General features: G+C 75.1%; 13 protein-coding genes and 3 pseudogenes. 9 read left to right on the top strand and 7 right to left on the bottom strand.

The genetic code is table 11. The annotated features are described in order from the left end of the window. Positions 1-143: 143 nt before the first annotated feature. The 3 genes and pseudogenes from RLT57_RS17370 to RLT57_RS17360 form a co-directional block, all read right to left on the bottom strand. Positions 144-809, bottom strand: a complete 666-nt coding sequence (locus RLT57_RS17370; protein ID WP_311298314.1) for a TetR family transcriptional regulator — start codon at positions 807-809, stop codon at positions 144-146. Between the two features lie 110 nt (positions 810-919). Continuing rightward, on the bottom strand, positions 920-1,780 hold the full coding sequence (locus RLT57_RS17365) for a sugar phosphate isomerase/epimerase family protein (protein ID WP_311298313.1): 861 nt from the start codon (positions 1,778-1,780) through the stop codon (positions 920-922). A gap of 292 nt (positions 1,781-2,072) precedes the next feature. Beyond that, positions 2,073-2,993 (bottom strand): annotated as a pseudogene (locus RLT57_RS17360) (Ppx/GppA family phosphatase); the annotation flags it as partial. A 330-nt stretch (positions 2,994-3,323) separates the two neighbouring features. Between RLT57_RS17360 and RLT57_RS17355 the strand changes: the two are divergent. After that, positions 3,324-4,139 (top strand): hypothetical protein, encoded by an 816-nt coding sequence (locus tag RLT57_RS17355; RefSeq protein WP_311298312.1) that lies wholly within the window; start codon positions 3,324-3,326, stop codon positions 4,137-4,139. Positions 4,140-4,332: 193 nt separating this feature from the next. On the opposite strand, the gene RLT57_RS17350 is transcribed toward RLT57_RS17355, so the two are convergent. Beyond that, entirely contained in the window at positions 4,333-6,186 is a 1,854-nt protein-coding gene (locus RLT57_RS17350; RefSeq protein WP_311298311.1) for a hypothetical protein, read from the bottom strand. A gap of 443 nt (positions 6,187-6,629) precedes the next feature. Here RLT57_RS17350 and radA point away from each other — a divergent pair, with 443 nt between their 5' ends. Together radA and disA are read left to right on the top strand one after the other, a co-directional pair. After that, positions 6,630-8,015 carry a DNA repair protein RadA gene (gene radA / locus RLT57_RS17345; RefSeq protein WP_311298310.1) on the top strand — a complete coding sequence of 462 codons (1,386 nt, stop codon included), beginning with the start codon at positions 6,630-6,632 and terminating at the stop codon, positions 8,013-8,015. 548 nt (positions 8,016-8,563) lie between these two features. Then, complete coding sequence (disA, locus tag RLT57_RS17340) at positions 8,564-9,724, top strand: DNA integrity scanning diadenylate cyclase DisA (RefSeq protein ID WP_399128862.1); 1,161 nt, start codon at positions 8,564-8,566, stop codon at positions 9,722-9,724. A gap of 256 nt (positions 9,725-9,980) precedes the next feature. Here disA and RLT57_RS17335 read toward each other — a convergent pair whose 3' ends face one another. After that, a complete protein-coding gene (locus tag RLT57_RS17335) occupies positions 9,981-10,865 on the bottom strand; it encodes a hypothetical protein (RefSeq protein ID WP_311300750.1) in 885 nt (294 codons plus the stop codon). A 220-nt stretch (positions 10,866-11,085) separates the two neighbouring features. Between RLT57_RS17335 and RLT57_RS17330 the strand changes: the two genes are divergently transcribed. The 4 genes and pseudogenes from RLT57_RS17330 (at position 11,086) to cseB (ending at position 14,146) form a co-directional block, all read left to right on the top strand. Further along, entirely contained in the window at positions 11,086-12,027 is a 942-nt protein-coding gene (locus RLT57_RS17330; RefSeq protein ID WP_311298308.1) for an A/G-specific adenine glycosylase, read from the top strand. 138 nt (positions 12,028-12,165) lie between these two features. Then, a pseudogene (locus RLT57_RS17325) lies at positions 12,166-12,600 on the top strand (SigE family RNA polymerase sigma factor); the annotation flags it as partial. Continuing rightward, entirely contained in the window at positions 12,588-13,397 is an 810-nt protein-coding gene (locus RLT57_RS17320; protein ID WP_311298307.1) for a hypothetical protein, read from the top strand. The pseudogene RLT57_RS17325 and the gene RLT57_RS17320, both read left to right, overlap by 13 nt. 73 nt (positions 13,398-13,470) lie before the next feature. Further along, positions 13,471-14,146: pseudogene (gene cseB / locus RLT57_RS17315) on the top strand (two-component system response regulator CseB). 506 nt (positions 14,147-14,652) lie between these two features. Here the strand turns inward: cseB and RLT57_RS17310 are convergent. Beyond that, positions 14,653-16,854 carry a SpoIIE family protein phosphatase gene (locus tag RLT57_RS17310; protein ID WP_311298306.1) on the bottom strand — a complete coding sequence of 734 codons (2,202 nt, stop codon included), beginning with the start codon at positions 16,852-16,854 and terminating at the stop codon, positions 14,653-14,655. Positions 16,855-17,173: 319 nt separating this feature from the next. Here RLT57_RS17310 and RLT57_RS17305 point away from each other — a divergent pair, with 319 nt between their 5' ends. Beyond that, positions 17,174-18,238 carry a M4 family metallopeptidase gene (locus RLT57_RS17305; RefSeq protein ID WP_311298305.1) on the top strand — a complete coding sequence of 355 codons (1,065 nt, stop codon included), beginning with the start codon at positions 17,174-17,176 and terminating at the stop codon, positions 18,236-18,238. A 259-nt stretch (positions 18,239-18,497) separates the two neighbouring features. Here the strand turns inward: RLT57_RS17305 and RLT57_RS17300 are convergent, their stop codons facing one another. Further along, a complete protein-coding gene (locus RLT57_RS17300; RefSeq protein ID WP_399128858.1) occupies positions 18,498-20,078 on the bottom strand; it encodes an MDR family MFS transporter in 1,581 nt (526 codons plus the stop codon). Positions 20,079-20,323: 245 nt separating this feature from the next. Between RLT57_RS17300 and RLT57_RS17295 the strand changes: the two genes are divergently transcribed. Beyond that, complete coding sequence (locus RLT57_RS17295; protein ID WP_311298304.1) at positions 20,324-20,914, top strand: TetR/AcrR family transcriptional regulator; 591 nt, start codon at positions 20,324-20,326, stop codon at positions 20,912-20,914. Positions 20,915-20,927: the final 13 nt, after the last annotated feature.

The raw sequence follows: 20,927 nt of genomic DNA, 5'->3' as shown, positions 1-20,927 counted from the left end.
GGTGTCCGTTCGCCCGTTCGGCGGCCCGCACGGCCCGCACGGCCCGCCGCCCAGCGTACGGCCGCGCCGGCCGCCCGCTGTACGGCCGCCCCCGACCCCGACCCCGACCCCGACCCCGACCCGCCCCACCCCACCCGCCACGGCTACGGCAGGTGGGGCGTGATCCCGGGGGCCGTCAGGTAGTGGTGCAGGGGCGGGGACATCAGGTGGACCAGCTGCTCGGGGTCGGCCGAGGCCAGCGGTTCCAGTTTGATCACGTACCGCAGGGTGACCATGCCGATCAGCTGGGTCGCCGCGAGCTGGACGCGGAACTCCGGGTCCGGGACGGTCAGCTCGCCGGCCACGCGCGCCAGCACCGTACGGCTGACCAGGCCGCGTAAGACGGTCGCCGCCGCCTCGTTGGTCACCGCGGAGCGGACGATCGCCAGCAGCGGCTCGCGGGTCGCCGGGTTCTCCCAGCTGCGCAGCATGAAGCGGGCGACCCGCTCCCCCACACCGTCCGTGCCGCCGGGAAGCCCGTTCCCCCCGACCGCCCCGGGCGCGCCGCCGGGGACGGCGGTCACCGCCTCGGGGCAGTCGAGGGCGGGGGCGAAGGCGACCTCGACGGCGGCGGCGAAGATCTGCTCCTTGCTGCCGAAGTAGTGGTGGACCAGGGCGGAGTCCACACCCGCGGCCCGGCCGATGGAACGGACCGAGGTCCGGTCGTAGCCGTGGGCGGAGAACTCCTCGCGGGCGGCGGCGAGGATACGGTCCTTGGTGGCGCCGCTCGGCGGCCCGGCCGGCCGGCCCCGGCGGCGGGCCGCGCCCACGGCCGGGGCGGCGGATGCGGCGGAGGGCGCGCCCGCGGCTGGAGCGGAGGGTGGGCCGGGCGGTGTGCCGGAGGTGCCGGGCGGGCCCGGCGGGCCCGGTCTGCCGGGCGTCACCGGCCCACTCCCGCGGCCGCGGCCAGATGCAGCCGGGTGAAGGCCAGCGCCTCCGCCAGGTCGGTCTCCCGCTCGGCCGCGGACATCGCCCGCCGGGTGTTGACCTCGACCACGATGTGGCCGTCGAAACCGGATCCGGCCAGCGACTCCAGCAGCTCCGCACAGGGCTGGTTGCCGCGCCCCGGCACCAGGTGCTCGTCCTTCGCCGAGCCGCCTCCGTCAGCGAGGTGCACGTGCGCGAGGCGGTCGCCCATCCGCTGCACCATGGCCAGCGCGCCGACGCGGGAGGTCGCGGTGTGCGACAGGTCCACCGTGAAGTGGCGGTAGTCGTCGTTGGAGACGTCCCAGTCGGGGGCGTAGGCGAGCATCTCGCGGTCCCGGTACCGCCAGGGGTACATGTTCTCGACCGCGAACCGCACGTCGGTCTCCTCGGCCATCCGCCAGATACCGGTCACGAAGTCACGGGCGTAGCCGCGCTGCCAGCGGAACGGCGGGTGGACGACGACCGTGGACGCGCCGAGCCGGTGCGCGGCCCGCTCGGCCCGCTGGAGCTTGACCCAGGGGTCGGTGGACCACACCCGCTGGGTGATCAGCAGACAGGGGGCGTGGACGGCGAGGACCGGGATGCCGTGGTAGTCCGAGAGGCGGCGCAGGGCGTCCACGTCCTGGCTCACCGGGTCGGTCCACACCATCACCTCGACTCCGTCGTAGCCGAGCCGGGCGGCGATCTCGAAGGCGGTCGCGGTGGACTCCGGATACACCGACGCGGTGGACAGTGCGACCTTGGCGTCCGGTACCCGGAGCGGACGCCCGGCGTCCGGTCCGCCCTTGCGCTGGGGGGTCCGTCGTTCCTCCACGAAAGACAGCGTACGGCCGCGCCCGCCGTAAGCGTCCCGGCTGGCACCGGGCCCGGCGGCCCCGGCGGCCTCAGCGGTCGCGGCGCCGGCGGCGGATCGGGCCGCGGGCGAGCGCGGCCCCCGGGCCGTCGGGCTCCAGCGCGGTGTCCTGCACCCCGGGCGGGGCGTCGGGCACGGCCGGCGCCGGCGCGGACGGCGCGGACGGCGCGGACGGCGTCACCGGCGGGGCCCCGGGCGCCGGGGGTGCGGTGGCGGCCACCGCCCGCGGCGCCGGCTGCTGCGGCTCGGCCACCATGACGTCCAGCTTGCGGAGGATCACGCCCTCACGCAGCGCCCAGGGACAGATGTCCAGCTCGGACACGCCGAAGAGGTCCATCGCGCCCTCGGCGACCAGCGCGCCGGCCAGTAGCTGGCGGGCGCGGCCCTCGGACACACCCGGGAGCGCGGCGCGGCGGGCCGCGGTCATGTCGGCCAGCCGCGGCACCCACTCCTCCAGGTCGGCCCGCCGCAGCGTCCGCTGCACGTACAGGCCGTCCGCGCTGCGGGCCGCGCCCGCGATCCTGGCCAGCTGGCGGAACGTCTTCGAGGTGCCGACGGCCAGGTCGGGGCTGCCCAGCCGGGCGAACTCCGCGACCGTACGGCCGATCTCGGCCCGGACATGGCGGCGCAGGCTCCGTACGTCGTGGTGCTTGGGCGGGTCGCCGGGCAGCCATCCGGCGGTCAGCCGGCCGGCGCCCAGCGGCAGCGACACCGCGGCGGCCGGGTACTCGTCCATGCCGAAGCCGACCTCCAGCGAGCCGCCGCCGATGTCCAGCACCAGCAGGCGGCCGGCCGACCAGCCGAACCAGCGGCGTACCGCGAGGAAGGTCAGCCGGGACTCGTCCTCGCCGGACAGCACGGTCAGCCGGACCCCGGTCTCGGCCTCGACGCGGGCCAGCACCGTCTCGCCGTTGGCCGCCTCCCGGACCGCCGAGGTGGCGAACGGCAGCACGTCCTCGACGCCCTTGTCCTCGGCGACCCGCATCGCGTCCGCGACGGTGGCCACCAGCCGGTCCACGCCTGCCGCGCTGATCGCGCCGCGCCCGTCGAGCAGCTCGGCGAGCCGCAGCTCCGTCTTGTGCGAATAGGCGGGGAGCGGGCGGGCGCCGGGGTGCGCGTCCATCACCAACAGGTGGACGGTGTTGGATCCCACGTCGAGCACTCCGAGTCGCATGAGCTGACGCTAGCGCGACCGGGGCGGCGCCTGCCGGGCGGATGGGCGAGCGGGGGCCGGCGGCGGCCGTCCGGAGGGGGTGAAGGGGGTGATCGGGGGGCGGCGGGGGTGATCGGGGGGGGCGGCGGTGGGGGCGGCTGTCCGGCAGCGGGCGGCGAAGGGCGGTGGGGCGCGGTTGAGGGAGCGGGCGGCGGGGGCGGGCGGGAAGGCGACCGGTCAGGTGGCCGGTCAGGTGGCCGGTCAGGTGGCCGGCAGGGTGGCCGACGGCCACGGATACACGCCGGGTTGCGGCATTCGGCGCATTCCGGTCGTACGGCATACGCTTGGCCCGTGGCGAAGGCGAAGGCCCGCAAGGGTGGCAGTGACGGCAGTGGCAAGCAGCGCGACGAGGCGGAGCTGGACTTCCCGCGGGCGTGGGTGGAGTTCGTCGACCCCGCGGACGCGGAGCAGGTCTTCCGGTGCGACCTCACCTGGCTGACCTCGCGCTGGGGGTGCGTCTTCGGCAACGGCTGCCAGGGGATCGTGGCCGGCCAGGGCGACAACGGGTGCTGTTCACTCGGCGCGCACTTCGCCGATGACGACGACGAGAAGCGGGTCGCCTCGCATGTGACCCGACTCACGCCGGAGACCTGGCAGTTCCACGCCCTCGGGTCCGGCCGCGGCGGCTTCTGGGCGGAGGAGAACGAGGACGGCGAGCGGCAGACCCGGGTCGTGGACGGCGCCTGCGTCTTCGCCAACCGGGCCGGCTTCGCCGGCGGCCAGGGCTGCGCGCTGCACGCGCTGGCGCTGCGGGAGGGCCGCGAGCCGCTGGAGACCAAGCCGGACGTGTGCTGGCAGCTGCCGATCCGGCGCACCTTCGACTGGGTGGACCGGCCGGACGAGAGCCGCGTCCTGGTCGTGTCGATCAGCGAGTACGACCGCCGCGGGTGGGGCCCCGGCGGCCACGACCTGCACTGGTGGTGCACCTCCGCCGCCTCGGCGCACGGCGCCGGGGAACCGGTGTACGTGACCTACCGGCCGGAGCTGACCGAGCTGATGGGCTCGGCCGCCTACGCGGAGCTCGTCGCCTTCTGCGACGCCCGCGTGGCCGCCGCGCCGGGCCTGCCCCTGGTGGCCCCCCACCCGGCGGACCCGGCCCGCGGCTGAGCCCGTCGGGACCGGCCGCAGCGCCCTCCCGGAGCGGAACGGCCGCAGCGTCCCCCGGAAGCGGGACCGCGCGGGCCGCGCCGCACGTCCTCCCGGCGGCCCGCGCCCGCCGTCCCGCTCCCGGCGGGGGTTCCGCGCGCCACCGGCCCGACCGCGCCGCCACCGGCCGATCGCGCGCGCCTTTCCGCCGCCGTCAGGAGGCCGTCGGAGCCGGGGTGGCCGAAGGGGCCGGGGTCGGCGGCGGTGAGGCGGGCGCGGCGGGGGAAGGGCTGTCCGGGGGCGGGGTCGCGGCGGGCGGTGTCGGCGGCGGCGCGGCCGGGGACGCGGCGGGGCCGCTCTCGGGCGGGGTCGGGGCGGTGGAGCCGGGGGGCGGGACGGGACGGGCGGCGGAGCCGCGCAGGACGACGCCGGCCCGGCCGGGGGTGAAGGAGATCCGCGCGGTCCAGGGGCCGGACGGTTCGAGCGAGCGGTCGATCCCGATCGCGACGGTGACCGACTCGCCGGGGCGCAGGGTGCCGCCGCGGTCGGAGAGCCGCAGCCAGTACGCGGCGGTGACCGCCCCCCACCGGACCGGGGTGCCGCCGCTCGCCGTGAGGGTGACCAGGGTGTGCCGGTGGCCCGCGTGGGCGGTGACCGTGAGGTAGCCGGAGCCGTCGGCGGGGGGCGCCGCGGACGGCGAGGAGACCGCGACCGCGGGGGTGCCGGCGGCCGCGGAGGCGCCCGAGGAGGCGGAGCCGGCGGCCGGGCGGGAGCTGCCCGCCTTCTCGTAGGGGACGCCGTCGAGACCGTCCCGCTCGCTCGCCGCGCGGTCCGTGCCGTGCCCCTCCCCCAGCGGCGCCGCCTGGTAGGCGGCCCATAGCGCGAGCACCGGCGCGGCGACCACCGCCGCGACCACGGTGCTCGTCACCGCCCGGTGCCGCAGCTGCGTCCGCCGGGCCGCGCGGTCCTGGAGGTCGAGCGGGAAGCCGCGCCGGTCGAAGCGCGGAGTGGCGTCCCGGGACCGGCCCAGGCCCGCGTCCATGGCCCGCAGCAGCGCCGCGTACGCCGCCGGGCGGGACAGCTCGATCAGGACCAGCACCCCCGTCGACCCGGCGGGCTCCGGGAAGCCGGCCGCCCCCGGCGCGCCCGGCCAGGGCCCCGCCGCCACCACCCGTTCCGCCGTGCGGCGGCACACCGCGCAGTCGTCCACGTGCCGCACCAGCTCACCGCGCAGCACCGTACCGAGCGACGCCCCGGCGTCCGCGGCGCGTCGGGCGACCGCCGGGCAGCAGCCGGTGTCCACCACCGCGAGCGCGGTACGGGTGCGCTCCACCGCGCAGGCGGCTCGGGCCAGCAGGGCGCGGGCCGTCTCGGTGTCGAGGCCGAGGACGTGGGCGACCTCGCGGGGGGACAGCTGGTGCCGTACCGCCAGTTCGAGGGCCTCGCGCTGCTCGGGGGTGGTGCCGGCCGCCTCGGGCCAGGCCAGCGCGGCCAGTTGGGCGCGGCGGCGCTCGGCCTCGGGGTCGGCGCCGAGCGGCACGGCGCCGGGGACCGCGGCGAGCCGCCGCAGGCAGGCCCAGCGGGCGAGCGCGTAGAGCCAGGGGCGCCGCAGGGAGGGCTCGCGCAGCCTGGTCCGCTGGCGTTCGGCGAGCGCCAGCACCTCGCCGACGGCCGCGGTGGCGGCGGTGTGCTCGCACAGGAGGGACAGGCAGTACGTGAACAGGCCGTCGAGATACGGCTCGTAGTGCGCGGGCGGCTGCATGGGCAGCGGGCCCCGGGGCCGCCGCCCCCGGCCGTGGGCGCCGCGCTCCTTGTCGGGCCCACCGCCGCGGCTCGCCGCACTTCCGGTCCCGGTCCCGGTCCCGGCCGCGGAAACGGCGTCGGTGCCGGCCGCGGCGTCGCCCCCGGCCCCGTCCACCGGCTCGCTCCCGCCGCGGCCCGCGGTGCCGCCGGCGGGTTCGCGGGCCGCGTCGCGCCCGCCCTCGCGGGCGCCGCGTTCCCGCCCGCCGGGCGCCCGGTGCCTGCGGTGGGCGCCAGTACTCTGCGTGGGGCTCTCCTGCCTGCTCATCACCGGGTGACGGTAGGCCCGCGGCAGCCTCCGGCTCGACGTTCCGGGCTGACATTAATCCTTATGGGTAGTGATCTGCCCCATAAGGGGACAGTACGTCCACCCGCACGGCTGAATACGCGAGCAGGCTGGCGATTCGTCCCGCAGCGCGTCCCGTCCCGCCCCCCGCCGGACCGCCCGCCGGACCGCCCGCCGGACCGCCGACGAACGGCTCGGCGGGACCGTCACCGGACGGCTCCGCACCCGGCTCAGCGCCCGGCTCGGGGGACGACGCTCGGCGGGCAGCACCCGGTGCGGCTCGGCGGCAGCACGGTGTGCGGCTCGGCGGATCACGGCCGGAGCGGCGGCGGGCCGCCCCCCGCCCGGTACGGACCCGCCGAACGATCCGGTACGGACCCGCCGAACGGCCCGCGGTGTCGTACCCGGCCGCTACGGTGAGCCGCATGGCCACCCGCAAGCCCGCTTCGAAGGACCGCCCCGCCTACCGCTGCACCGAGTGCGGCTGGACCACCGTCAAGTGGCTCGGCCGGTGCGGCGAGTGCCAGGCGTGGGGCACGATCGAGGCGTACGGCGGTGCGCCCGCGGTCCGTACCACCGCGGCCGGCCGGGTCACCACCGCCGCCCAGCGGATCAGCGAGGTGGACGGGCGGCAGGCCACCGCGCGTTCGACCGGCGTGCCGGAGCTGGACCGGGTGCTGGGCGGCGGGCTGGTCCCCGGCGCCGTCGTCCTGCTGGCCGGCGAACCGGGCGTCGGCAAGTCCACGCTGCTGCTGGACGTCGCGGCGAAGGCGTCCTCGGCGCGGTTCCCGACGCTCTACGTCACCGCCGAGGAGTCCGCCTCCCAGGTGCGGCTGCGCGCCGACCGGATCGGCGCGCTCGCCGACCACCTGTATCTGGCCGCCGAGACGGACCTGTCCGCGGTCCTCGGCCACCTGGACGACGTGAAGCCGGCGCTGCTGGTGCTGGACTCGGTGCAGACCGTGGCGTCCCCGGAGATCGAGGGCGCCCCCGGCGGCATGGCGCAGATCCGGGAGGTCGCGGGCGCGCTGATCCGGGCGTCCAAGGAGCGCGGGATGTCCACACTGCTGGTGGGCCACGTCACCAAGGACGGCGCCATCGCGGGCCCGCGGCTGCTGGAGCACCTGGTGGACGTGGTGCTGAGCTTCGAGGGCGACCGGCACGCCCGGCTGCGGCTGATCCGCGGGGTGAAGAACCGGTACGGGGCCACCGACGAGGTGGGCTGCTTCGAACTGCACGACGAGGGCATCACCGGGCTGACCGACCCCTCGGGGCTGTTCCTGACCCGGCGCGACGAGCCGGTGCCCGGAACCTGTCTGACCGTCACTTTGGAGGGCCGCCGCCCGCTGGTCGCCGAGGTGCAGGCGCTGACCGTGGACACCCAGATCCCCTCACCGCGCCGCACCACCTCGGGCCTGGAGACGTCCCGGGTCTCGATGATGCTCGCGGTGCTGGAGCAGCGCGGGCGGATCAAGTCGATCGGCAAGCAGGACATCTACACGGCGACGGTGGGCGGGGTGAAGCTCACCGAGCCGGCCGCGGACCTCGCGGTGGCGCTGGCGCTGGCCAGCGCGGCGATCGACACGCCCCTGCCGAAGAACCTGGTCGCGGTCGGCGAGGTGGGACTGGCCGGCGAGGTGCGGCGGGTCACCGGGGTGCAGCGCCGGCTCTCCGAGGCGCACCGCCTCGGCTTCACCCACGCCCTCGTCCCCCCGGACCCGGGCAAGGTCCCGCAGGGCATGAAGGTGATCGAGGTCGCGGACATCGGCGACGCGCTGCGGGCCCTCCCCAACCGCGCGCCGCGCTCGTAGCGCCGCGGGTCCCGGGTCGCGGCGGGCCGCGAACCCGGTCGGGCCGGCGGGCCGCGGACCCGCGATCCCTTACGTCCAGTGGCCGCGGCCACTGGCCGACCGCGGCGGGTCCGGGCGTGCCGCGCCCGTGAGCCCGACCGCCGACCCGCACCCCGCCGCACCCGGGACCGCCCGCGCGGAGCGCCCCGCGCCGCGCCCGTGGGGGGAGCGGGGCCGAAACAACGTTCGGGTACGGTCGGCGGTGACACGGTAGCGAAACCCTCGATCCCGGGGCGCATGACCCGCGCGGGTCCGTGCGTCCTGTCGTGCCGGGCTCGTCACCAGCCCGCTCCGGGTGTCCGCGCGACCGCGCCGCCGGGCCGAACCGTCGGCGCGGCAGCCGCGCGAGCGGCCGGTTCCGGGCGTCCCGGCGGCCTCGCGGGCAACCCCCGCCGCCCCGGCGGGAGTCCTCTTCTCCGCGCCTCACAGCACGAACGACGTAAACTTTGCCCTGGTCTCGCCTCTAGCCGCGTCGGCGACGGGCACCGTAGCTACCGGAGGATCTCAGAGTGGCAGCCAACGACCGGGCAGGGGGCACCGCCCCAGCCCGTAAGTCAGCGGGGGACTCTGCCGGCAGGTCCGGTGGAACTTCGGGTGCCGACGGCGGGCTGATGCGCGCCTCGCTCAGCGCGGTCGCGCCCGGTACCGCCCTGCGCGACGGCCTGGAGCGGATCGTCCGCGGCAACACGGGCGGCCTCATCGTGCTGGGCATGGACAAGACGGTCGAGTCGCTGTGCACCGGCGGCTTCGTGCTGGACGTGGAGTTCACCGCGACCCGGCTGCGCGAGCTGTGCAAGCTGGACGGCGCGCTGATCATCGACAAGGACATCACCAAGATCCTGCGGGCCGGTGTGCAGCTGGTGCCCGATCCGAGGATCCCCACCGAGGAGACCGGCACCCGGCACCGCACCGCGGACCGGGTCAGCCGGCAGGTCAACTTCCCCGTGGTCTCGGTCAGTCAGTCGATGCGGCTGATCGCGCTCTACGTGGACGGGCAGCGCCGGGTGCTGGAGGACTCGGCGGCGATCCTGTCCCGGGCCAACCAGGCGCTGGCCACCCTGGAGCGGTACAAACTGCGGCTCGACGAGGTGGCGGGCACCCTGTCCGCGCTGGAGATCGAGGACCTGGTGACGGTACGGGACGTCACCGCGGTCGCCCAGCGGCTGGAGATGGTCCGCCGGATCGCCACCGAGATCGCCGAGTACGTCATCGAGTTGGGCACCGACGGCCGGCTGCTGTCGCTCCAGCTGGATGAGCTGATCGCCGGCGTGGAGCCCGAACGGGACCTGGTGGCAAGGGACTACGTGCCCGAGCCGACCGCCAAGCGCAGCCGCACGGTGCCGGAGGCGCTGGCTGAGCTGGACACGCTGCCGCAGAGTGAGCTGATCGAACTCACCACGGTGGCGCGGGCGTTGGGGTACACCGGGTCCCCCGAGTCGCTGGACTCCGCGGTCTCGCCGCGCGGTTACCGGCTGCTGGCGAAGGTGCCGCGGCTGCCCAACGCCGTCATCGAGCGGCTGGTCGACCACTTCGGCGGGCTGCAGAAACTGCTCGCGGCGAGCGTGGACGATCTCCAGGCGGTGGACGGGGTCGGCGAGGCGCGGGCCCGCTCGGTGCGGGAGGGCCTGTCCCGGCTGGCGGAGTCCTCGATCCTGGAGCGGTACGTCTGAGGTCGGCCCGACCTCGGCCCGCAGCCGGTCGCAGGGTGCGTCCGGGACCGGTCCCGGCGCGGTCGGAGGCGTGTCCGGACCGCCCCGAGGTCACGTCCGCCCGTCCAGGACCACCCCGAGGCCGGGTCCGGCACCGGCCCGCCGGTCGGCCCAGGGTCGACGCGGTCAGGTCGGGCGCGGACCGGGGCCGGGCGGGTGCGGGTCAGATGCGCATCGGACCCAGGTCAGGTGCGGGCCAGGTGCGATCGGGCCCGGGTCAGTCCGCCGAGAGCACGAAGGACACCTGCTTGCTGCCGTAGCCCGGCACCGCCGCCTGCACCAGGTAGGTGCCCGGAGCCGCGGCCTGGCCCTTGGGCTTGGCGCACTTCGGCGAGCTGGTCTCGGCGTTCCAGCGCAGGGTGTACGTGGCGGTGCCGTGCGCGGGCACCTGGAGCAGGTACGAACCGCGGCTAGGGCAGTCGTTCGAGGCCCAGACGTGGCTGCTGTCGGTGGCCTTGGTGATGGTGAACACCGCCTGGGCCGGACCGAAGTCCATCTTGCAGGTGACACCGCCGGAGTTGGCGGCCCGCAGCCGGAAGGTCGGGGCCTCGCCGGGGGCGTAGGAGTTCTGCGCGCCGACCAGCGACAGCCGCACCGAGCCGGGGGCGCAGTCGGGGAGCGCGGGGTCGGCGGGCACCTCACCGCCGGTACCCGACCCGCCGTCCGGGGAGCCGCCCGCGGCGCCCTGGTCCGAACCGCCGCCCCCGGTGGCACCGGCCGTGTCACCCGGGGTCGAGCCGGAACCCGAGCCCGCGGTCGAACCCGCGGTCGAACCCGCGTCGCCGGAGGCGCTCGGGGCGGCCGAGCCGCCGCCGTCGCCCGAACCGCCGTTGGAGCCGCCGTCGCCGGGCGCGGTGTCCCGGCCGCCCGGCCGCCCGCTGATGTGGGTGCCCGAGGGCGCCGGGCCCGCGGTGATCGTGGCCACCGGGGTGTGCGAGTCGCCGGGCGCGCCGGAGCCCTTGCCGTCGCCGCTTCCGCCGCCTCCGCCACCGGAGTTGAGCCACCACAGCACGACCACGGCCGCCAGCGCGAGCAGGCACAGCGCAACGGCTCGCCGCCGCCAGTAGATGGAGGAAGGCAGAGGTCCGACGGGATTGCGCATTGAGCCCACGGACGAACTCTAGGGGAGATCACCCGCCTGTCGCCGCATCACCCGCCGCTCGTCTTACGGTCTTTGCCGATCATCACGTTTACCCGTCCGCGGCACCCGCGCGACCGCCGTCCGCGCGAGCCGCCCGACCCGCCGGGGCGGTCGCCGTGCGTCACCGTCCCTCGCTGTCCGTTCCGGTCACCTCCCGCACATGTGCGAGGATCGAGCCGTCATGAGCACAGATTTCCGCGACATCCCCGCACCCTCCGCCGCCCCCCTCGGCGCCCCCCTCGGCGCCCCCGCCCTGGCCGAGCTGCACGGCCTGGTGATCGACTGGTTCGACGAGCACGCCCGGGACCTGCCGTGGCGCCGCCCGGACGCGGGCGCCTGGTCGGTGATGGTCAGCGAGTTCATGCTCCAGCAGACCCCGGTCAGCCGGGTGCTGCCGGTGCACGCGGAGTGGCTGGTCCGCTGGCCGCGACCGGCCGACCTGGCCGCGGAGTCCCCCGGCGAGGCGGTACGCGCCTGGGGCCGGCTGGGCTACCCGCGCCGGGCGCTGCGCCTGCACGCGGCGGCCACCGCCATAGCGCACCAGCACGGCGGCGAGGTCCCGCGCGAGCACGCGGAGTTGCTGGCGCTGCCGGGGGTCGGCGAGTACACCGCGGCGGCCGTGGCGTCGTTCGCCTACGGGCGGCGGCACATCGTGCTGGACACCAATGTGCGGCGGGTGTTCGCCCGGGTGGTGACCGGTGTGGAGTACCCGCCGAACGCGACGACGGCCGCGGAACGCCGTACCGCGGGCAGTCTGCTGCCCCCCGACGAGACGACCGCGGCGCGTTGGGCGGCGGCCACCATGGAGCTGGGCGCCCTGGTGTGCGGGGCCCGCTCGCCGGCGTGCGAAGCCTGTCCGGTGGCGGCGCGCTGCGCGTGGCGGCTGGCGGGCTCGCCCGCGCACGACGGCCCGCCGCGCAAGGGCCAGACGTACGCCGGCACCGACCGGCAGGTCCGCGGCCGGCTGCTGGCCGTCCTGCGGGCGTCGGCCGGGCCGGTGCCGAAGGCGGCGCTGGACGCGGTGTGGCACGAGCCGGCGCAGCGGGCGCGGGCGCTGGACGGACTGGTCGCGGACGGCCTGGTGGAGCCGCTGGCCGGCGACACGTTCCGGCTGCCCGGCTGACCTGTCCGACCGGCTGACCCGGCAGCCCGATTGACGTACCCGACCGCCCGGCTCGGCCGACCGGCTGACGCGGCGGTCCCCGCCGTCCCGCCCGGCCCGAGGTCCCGAGTGCCCGGCGCGGCGCTCGGCCCCGGCCGCCCCGGCGCCCAGGACCTGGTGCAGACCGCGCTGGTGCGGACGTATCCGCGCTGGGACGACATCGCCGGCAAAGCCCTGGCCGACGCGTACACGCGCCGGGTGATGATCAACACCAGGACCGAGTGGTGGCGCAGCCGCAAGCTGGACGAGGTGCCGACCGGCGAGCTGCCGGACGCCAGCGTCGACGACGGCGCCGAGCAGCGCGCCGATCGGGAGATGCTGCGCGACGTGCTCCGGGTGCTCGCGCCCAAGCAGCGGCAGGTCGTGGTGATGCGCCACTACAGCCAGCTGACCACGGAGGAGACCGCCCGCGCCCTCGGGATGTCCGCGGGTACGGTGAAGAGCACCCTGCACCGCGCGCTGGCCGGGCTGCGGCACGAGCTGGAGCACGGCGGTTACGGCTACACACGCAAGGAGGACGCGTGCGCGGCATAGCCCCCGTCGCCACGGCGTCCGCGCTGCTCGGCGCGTGCGTGGCGGTCGCGGGCTGCGGTACCGACGCGACCGGCGCCCGCCGGGAGGGCCCGGCGCCGAGCGTCAGCATGAAGACCCGGCCCGCCGCGGTCCCCGCCATCGTCTCGGACCCGGGCGCGCTGGCCGGGATGGTCCGCCGGGACACCGGGGTCAGCGCGGGCGTCCGCCGGGACCTGGCGCCGTGCGGCGACGACGGCTACCCGATGGACACCGACGCCGGCGACCTCACCGCGGGCGACGGCCCCGAGCTGGTGGTCAACGTCACCACCTGCGGGGACCGGCTCGGCATCGCGGCCTACGTGTACCGGATGGTCGGCGGCAAGTACCGCTGCGTCTTCGCCGACGAGCACGGCCCGGTGTACGGCAGCGTGGACGACGGGCGGTTGGAGGTGGTGCACGAGGTGTTCCCCAGCGACGACCCGGTGGCGTACCCGACCGGCGAGGAATCGGCGACGTACACCTGGCGCACCGGCCACTTCGTGCAGACCGCCCGCTCCTTCACCGGCTACGGGGCACCGTCGCCGACCGCCTCCCCCGAGCCGACCTTCACCGCGCCGATGCCGCTGCCCAGTTCCGCCCCACTCGATCCGGGGCTGCCCGCGCCCGCCCCGCGGACGGGAACCCAGCCGCAGACGCAGACGGGGACGCAGACAGGGACATGGACGGGGACACAGACGAGGACGGCCGGCGCGGTGCCGCCCGGCCGGGCCGGCGGAACGGTCACCGGCCCGGCCACCCCCGCCGTGGGGGGACACTGACCCCGTGGCCGCCGCCCACGTCCCCCGTGTCCCCCGCGGCACCCACGGCACCCACGGCACCCACGGCACCCACATCCTTTTCGTCGAGGACGACGACGTGATCCGCGAGGCGACCACCCTCGCGCTGGAACGCGACGGCTTCCAGGTGACCGCCGCCCCCGACGGCATCACCGGACTGGCCGCCTTCCGCGGGGACCGGCCGGACCTGGCGCTGCTCGACGTGATGGTGCCGGGCCTGGACGGGGTCAGCCCGTGCCGCCGGATCAGGGACGAGTCGACGGTCCCGGTGATCATGCTGTCCGCGCGGGCCGACTCCATCGACGTCGTGCTGGGCCTGGAGGCCGGCGCGGACGACTACGTGACCAAGCCGTTCGACACCGCCGTGCTGGTGGCCCGGATCCGGGCGGTGCTGCGCAGGTTCCGGGCGACCGCGCGCCCGAGGAGTCCGAGGAGGCGGCCGGGAGCGCGCCGCTGTCCTTCGGCGACATCGCGATCGACCCGGAGGCATGGAGGTCACCCGCGGCGGGGAGCGCCTGGCACTGACCCCGACCGAGATGCGGCTGCTGCTGGAGTTCGCGGGCGCGCCCGGCACCGTACTGTCGCGCGAGCGGCTGCTGGAGCGGGTGTGGGACTACGGGTGGGGCGGCGACACCCGGGTGGTGGACGTTCATGTGCATCGGCTGCGGGCGAAGATCGGCCAGGACCGGCTGGAGACGGTCCGCGGCTTCGGCTACAAGCTGAGGGCCTGATGTCCCCCTCCGCCCCGTCGCCGCGCGGCTTCTTCCGCAGCGGGCTGCGCTGGAAGATCAGCGCGGCCATCGCGCACGAGCTGCGCACCCCGGTCACCGGCCTGGCCACCGCGGCCGAACTGCTGCCGCCCGGCCGCTCTTTGTGGCGTCGCGGTCTTGCCCGCGGCAGGACCGGTACCGCTTGGAGCCGGCGGCGCGTACGCCGGCGGGAGACGCGGGAAGTCCGTCCCGGCACGCCGGGCACAGCGCCGAGGCCACGGCGGAGGTACGTGCCGGCGCCGTGCGGCGATGCGCCGGCACCGCAGCCGACGGGTTCCCTACCACGGCGTCATCGCCAACAACATCCGGCTCCACCACCGCGCCGCCGCCCTCAACCTCCGCTGACCCATCACCCTCGGACTCACCCGGACCAACACCACCTGGCACCTGCCCCCAGCCACCCCATAACGAAAGGGGCCGCCCGGCCTCCGGCCGAACAGCCCCTCACCAAGATTTTCAGCAGTCTTCTAGGCCCCCCCGCTTGGGCGGGCCACCAGGGTGCGGGCCAGCAGCAGGGCGACGTCGTCCTCGGCGGAGCGGCCGGTCAGCATGCCGAGCGGGGCGGGGCCGCTCCCGGGGCCGTCACCGGAACCGCTCCCCGTGCAACTCCCGGGGTCCCGTCCGGCGCCCCGCCCGGGGTTCCGCCGCGCGTCCCGCCCGTTCCACCGTTCCCGCCCGACCGGCGTGCCGATGGTCGCCGCGCAGATCTCCTCCAGGGACGAACCCGACCTGCCGCGGAGGGCAGCGCCCAGCCGGCGCATGCCGTCGTCGAGGTCGGCCTCCCTGGTCTCGATGAGGCCGTCGGTGTACAGCGCGATGACGCTTCCCTCGGGGAGTTCCATCGTGACGGTGTCGTACGCCGTCAGGCCGATGCCGATCGGCGCCCCGACCGGCAGGTCCGGGAAGGTGACGGTGCCGTCCGGGTAGAGCACGGCGGGCGGCGGGTGCCCGGCGCAGGCCATGGTGCAGATCCGGGTGGTGGCGTCGTAGACGACGTACGCGCACGTACCGCCCATGGAGGGGGCCGCTAGGCCCTCGTCGCCGCCGTTCTGCTCGGCGAGCCGGACGACCAGCCGGTCGAGCCGGGACAGCAGCGCGTCGGGGGGCAGGTCGAGGTCGGCGAGAGTGCGGACGACGGTACGGAACTGGCCCATCCGGGCGGCGGCGTTGATGCCGTGCCCGACGACGTCGCCGACCACCAGGCCGACGCGCTTGCCGGGCAGCGGAATGACGTCGAACCAGTCGCCGCCCACGCCTTCGTGTGTGTCGGCCGGCAGGTAGCGGGAGGCGACCTCGACCGCGCCGCCGCCCGAGAGGTACTGCGGCAGCAGGTTGCGCTGGAGGGCGAGGGAGGCGGCGCGCTCCCGGGTGTAGCGGCGGGCGTTGTCCAGACTCAGCGCGGCCCGTCCGACGAGTTCCTCGACCAGCAGCAGGTCGTCGCGGGAGAACGGCGTCCGGTTGGTGGTGCGGATGAACGAGGTCACGCCGAGGACCGTGCCGCGCGCCTGTACGGGGGCGATGATCAGCGAGTGCATCCCGGCGACCCGCACGGCCCTGGCGCGGGCCGGGTCCCGGGCCAGCCAGCTGCCGGGGCCGCTGTCCAGTACCGGTTCGAAGTGGGACCTGCCGGTCGACAGGGTCTCGGTGAAGGGCGACGACGGCGGGATGAAGACGGTCTCCCCGAGGTCCCACAGGGAGCTCGGCAGCCCGGCGTGCACGGAGGTCATGCCGGCCCGGCGCAGCACAAGACTGTCGGTGTCGCGGGGCACGGGCCGCGGGCCGGGCTCCTCGCCGAGCGGGACCCACTCGGCGAGGTCGACCGTGACGTAGTCGGCCAGCAGCGGCACCGCGACCTCGGTCAGCTCCTGGGCGGTCCTGCGGACGTCGAGCGTGGTGCCGATGCGGGCGCCGGCCTGGCCGAGCATGAGGAGGTGCTGGCGGGCGAGGGATTTGCTGATGTCGGTGGCCACGTTGCACACGCCGATCGGCTTGCCGTCGGCGCCGTCGAGGCGGAAGTAGGAGGAGGACAGCACCCGCTCGTCGGTGTCGCCCGGCGCGGTCCACCGGTACTCCCGCTCGATCACCGGGACGCCGGTCTCGATCACGCCGCGCATCGCCGCCTCGATGGTCCTGCCCTCGTAGCCGGGCTGCACCTCGGTCATCCGGCGCCCCAGCCGGTCCCGGCGCAGGATGCCGTCCTGCTGCTCGGCGGCGCTGTTCAGCCAGATGCACCTCAGGTCCATGCCCCAGACGGACAGCCCGACCGGCGAGCGGGCGAGCAGCGCCGCCGTCAGCGAGCTGCGGGCCGGCGGCCAGGGGGACGCGCCCGGCAGGTCGGTGGCGGTCACGAACCAGTCGGTCCGGCCCGCGCCGGACAGCGGGGCCGCCTGGATCAGCGCCGGGACGGTCCGCCCGTCCTTGTGCCGGATGTCCAGCGTTTGCGACCAGGGCTCCCGGATCCGGGCCCGCGCGACCCACGCCGACAGGCCGGGGGTGGTGTCCGCCTGCGTCAGCAGTGCCGTGCCGGAGCGGCCGACCACGTCCTCGGCGCGGTGGCCGAGCAGCCGCTCGGCGCCGTACGTCCAGCCCAGGATGATTCCCTCGCCGTCGATCACCGCGACGGCGGCACCGACCTGGGCGGGTCCCGGTGCCCCTGTGGAGTCGGCCATCACCTGCGTCCCATCGGTCCACGCATCCCTGTCCTCCTGGACAGCCTATGTCACCATAAATGCCTATTGTCCACTGACCGGGGGGTGCGGGCACGGCTCCGGGTCCGCTCCGTCGGCCGGGCGGTACGGCCGCGCGGGCCGGGCTGCGGGCGGTCCGGCCGTACGCGGGGCGCGCGGATTGGTGTACGCGGGCGCCGCGGGCGCGCCAAAAGGCGGCGGCGATGCGCCAATCCTTGGCAGGATCCTGACAATAGGGAAGTGGAGGGGCATGCTCCGGGCAGCTCTCCGTCTCCTGCGAAGGAACCCGAAGGGACACCGCATGCATCGCAAACGCACCGCGCGAGCCGTGCTCACCGTCGCGCTCGCGCTGACCGCGAGCCTGGCGGCGGGGACCGGGTCGGCCAGCGCCGACCCGCCCGCGGTGGGCTCGGGGACGGGGGTGTACGTCGGGCAGGTGCCGCTGACCACGACGAGGTCCGCTGCCACGTACCTCCTGCAGGACCCGACCCGCGGCAACACCAGCACCAGCGACGCCCGCGCCGGCATCGTGACCGACGCCGACAACGTGTGGGGCAACGGGCTGGCCACGAACCGGCAGAGCGCGGCGGTGGACGCGCAGTTCACCGCCGTGGCGATGTGGGACTACCTGAAGCTGACCTTCAGCCGGGTCGGACTGGCCAACGACGGCCGCCCGATCCGCAGCGTCGTGCACTACGGCTCGAACTACGGCAACGCCTTCTGGAGCGACGCCTGCGGCTGCGTGACGTACGGGGACGGCGCCGGCAACACCCGCCCGGTCACCGAGCTGGACATCGGCGCGCACGAGCTCGCGCACGGCCTGACGAGCGCCACCGCCGGGCTCGGCTTCACCGGGGAGGCGGGCGCCCTCAACGAGGCCACCTCGGACATTTTCGCGACCCTGGTGGAGTTCTCCGCGAACCTCCCCGCCGACGTGCCCGACTACTTCATCGGCGAGAAGGCCGACCTGTTCGGGGACGGGACGCCGGTGCGCTACCTGGACCGGCCGTCCCGGGACGGCAGCTCGCCGGACTTCTGGTCGCCCGCGGTGGCCGGCATGGACCCCGGCGCCGGGTCCGGGGTGGGCGACCACTTCTTCTACCTGCTCGCCGAGGGCAGCGGCCGCAAGGTGATCAACGGCATCTCCTACGCCAGCCCGACCGCCGACGGTTCCTCGGTAACCGGGATCGGCCGCGCCGCGGCGGCGGCGATCTGGTACCGGGCGCTGACCGTGTACCTGGCCTCCGACGCCACCTACCACTCCGCGCGGGCCGCCACCCTCAGCGCGGCCGGCGACCTGTACGGGAAGGGCAGCGCCGAGTACGCGGCGGTCGGCGCGGCCTGGACGGGCGTCGACGTGGCATGACGTGACGGGCCGCGGCCGGGTACCGCCTCCGGAGCTGCCGCCGGGTACCGCTTACGGGGGCCCGGGGCCCTGCCGGCCGGGGCGGCGTACGACCGGCGGCGGCCCGCCGCGTCGCACCCGCCGGCCCGGAGCGCGTGACCCGGCGGGAGCCCGCCGGGCCGGCGGGGGTCCGGACCGCTCCGGACCCCCGCCGGCCCGGCCCGGGCGGGCCCGGCGAGCTCCTGCCGGGCCCGCCCGCGCCCGCTCAGACCGCGCCCGCTCAGACCGCGTCCGCCAGGAGCGGCGCGTCCTCCTGCTCCGTGCTCTTGCCCGCCGCGCCCCGCAGCGGCGTCTCGACCAGGAACCAGGCCGCGAGAAAGCCGAGGACACTGACCAGCGCGCCCCAGAAGAACACCACGTGGGTGCCCGAGGCGACCGCGTGGAAGTAGGCGTCCTTCAGGGCCGGCGGGAACTTCGCGATGGTCGCCGGGTCGAGCTGCGCGCCGCCGGAGGTGGCCGTCGAGCCCTTGCCGGACATGCCGTCCTGCACCTTGTGGGCGAAGAGCGCGCCGAACAGCGAGACACCGAACGAGCCGCCGATGGTGCGGAACAGCGTGGCGGAGGAGGAGCCGACGCCCATGTCCTTCATCTCCACGCTGTTCTGCGCCACCAGCATGGTGGTCTGCATGATGCAGCCCATACCGGCGCCGAGGACCGCCATGAACAGACCCGAGGTGAACCGCGAGGTGTGCACGTCCATCGTGGACAGCAGGTAGAGGCCGACGGTCATCAGGCCGCCGCCGACGATCGGGAAGATCTTGTACTTCCCGGTCGAGGTGGTGAAGCGGCCCGCGACCATGGAGACCACCATCATCGCCAGCAGCAACGGGAGCAGCAGCAGCCCGGAGTTGGTGGCGGAGGCGCCCTGGACGGTCTGCTGGTAGAGCGGCAGGAACGTCATCGCGCCGAACATGGTGAAGCCGACCAGGAAGCCGATCAGGGAGATCAGCGAGAAGTTGCCGTTGCGGAAGATGCGCAGCGGCATCACCGGCTCGGCGGCGCGGGTCTCGGCCCACAGGAACGCGGCCAGCGCGGCCAGGCCCAGTACCAGCAGTCCGATGATCTGCACGGAGCCCCACGCGTACTGGGTGCCGCCCCAGGTGGTGAGCAGCACCAGCGAGGTGATGGCGACCGTCAGCAGCGCCGCGCCCAGGTAGTCGATCCGGGCCTGACCGCGCTTCTTCGGCAGGTGCAGCACGATGGTGACCATCGCCAGCGCGACCGCGCCGATCGGCAGGTTGATGTAGAAGCTCCAGCGCCAGCCCCAGTTGTCGGTGATGGAGCCGCCGACCAGGGGGCCGCCGATCATCGCGACGGCCATCACGCCGGCGATCAGGCCCTGGTACTTGCCGCGCTCGCGGGGCGGGATCATCTCGCCGATGATCGCCATCACGCCGACCATCAGACCGCCCGCGCCCAGGCCCTGGATGGCCCGGAAGGTGATCAGCTGGTCCATCGACTGGGAGGCACCGGACATCGCCGAGCCGGCGAGGAACAGCACGATCGAGGTGAGGAAGATGCCCTTGCGGCCGTACATGTCGCCGAGCTTTCCCCAGACCGGGGTGGAGGCGGCGGTGGCCAGGGTGTAGGCGGTGACCACCCAGGAGAGGTGGTCCAGGCCGCCGAGTTCGCCGACGATGGTCGGCATCGCGGTGCCGACGATCATGTTGTCGAGCATCGCCAGCAGCATCGCGATCATCAGGCCCACCATGACCACGCGGACACTGCGCTGACGCGGCTCCTTGCCGTCGGCGCGCGCGACGCCGTCCGGCGTCTTTAACGGCGTTTCGGTCTGGCTCATGACCGGTTACCTCCCCGGGGGAGGGCGGTGGTCCAGCGGTCGTCCGGAGTGGGCCGGCCTGGCCGGCTCCTCCCCACCGCCCCTTACTTGCCGCCCGACTAGTTATCTACGGAAATCAAGTTACGTTCTTTACTAGCCGGGCGTCAAGTAAGTGCGTAAGGTCGCAGGCAGGCCGTACCGTTGGCCTGACATCATGTCCCGCTGTGTACACGGCGTGACGCGTAGTGCAGCAGGAGAGCGACGCCATGGCCACACCGCACCATCCACGCCGGAACGACACCAGGCGCCGCATCCAGGACGTCGCACTGGAGCTCTTCGCCGAGCAGGGATACGAGAAGACCTCGCTCCGGGAGATCGCCGAGCGGCTGGACGTCACCAAGGCCGCGCTGTACTACCACTTCAAGACCAAGGAAGACATCCTGGTCAGCATCGTCGACGACCTGGTCAGGCCGGTCGACGAGCTGATCGTGTGGGCCGAGTCGCAGCCGCACACCCTGGCCACCAAGCAGGAGGTGCTGCGCCGCTACAGCGAGGCGCTGTGGAGCGGGTCGGCGTCCGCGCTCTTCCGGTTCCTCCAGGAGAACCAGGCCAGCGTCCGCGACCTGGCCATCGGCGAGCCGATCAAGGTCCGGCTGGGCAGACTGGGCGAGCTGATCAAGACCCCGGGGGCCTCGATGTCGGCGCAGGTGCGGTGCATGACCGCGCTGGTCACGATGCACGCCGGGATCTTCGCCATGCAGGGCATCGAGGGCGACCCCGAGGAGAAGCGCGCGGCCGTCCTCGAAGTCGCCCTCGATCTTGTCGCCCAGGCGGAGTCGGGTGCCCTGACCGGGTGAATCCGGCCGCGGG

This window comes from Streptomyces sp. ITFR-21 (genome assembly GCF_031844685.1).
Taxonomy (GTDB): domain Bacteria; phylum Actinomycetota; class Actinomycetes; order Streptomycetales; family Streptomycetaceae; genus Actinacidiphila.
The sequence above is the reverse complement of the archived record's forward strand: the minus strand, read 5'-3'. Positions and strand labels throughout refer to the sequence as shown.

What these genes read in the sequence shown, in the direction of transcription:
- RLT57_RS17295 (WP_311298304.1), top strand. Translation starts at nt 20,324, where the DNA reads ATGGCCACACCGCACCATCCACGCCGGAACGACACCAGGCGCCGCATC.
- RLT57_RS17335 (WP_311300750.1), bottom strand. Translation starts at nt 10,865, where the DNA reads ATGCGCAATCCCGTCGGACCTCTGCCTTCCTCCATCTACTGGCGGCGG.
- RLT57_RS17310 (WP_311298306.1), bottom strand. Translation starts at nt 16,854, where the DNA reads ATGGCCGACTCCACAGGGGCACCGGGACCCGCCCAGGTCGGTGCCGCC.
- RLT57_RS17300 (WP_399128858.1), bottom strand. Translation starts at nt 20,078, where the DNA reads ATGAGCCAGACCGAAACGCCGTTAAAGACGCCGGACGGCGTCGCGCGC.
- radA (WP_311298310.1), top strand. Translation starts at nt 6,630, where the DNA reads ATGGCCACCCGCAAGCCCGCTTCGAAGGACCGCCCCGCCTACCGCTGC.
- RLT57_RS17305 (WP_311298305.1), top strand. Translation starts at nt 17,174, where the DNA reads ATGCATCGCAAACGCACCGCGCGAGCCGTGCTCACCGTCGCGCTCGCG.
- RLT57_RS17350 (WP_311298311.1), bottom strand. Translation starts at nt 6,186, where the DNA reads ATGAGCAGGCAGGAGAGCCCCACGCAGAGTACTGGCGCCCACCGCAGG.
- RLT57_RS17330 (WP_311298308.1), top strand. Translation starts at nt 11,086, where the DNA reads ATGAGCACAGATTTCCGCGACATCCCCGCACCCTCCGCCGCCCCCCTC.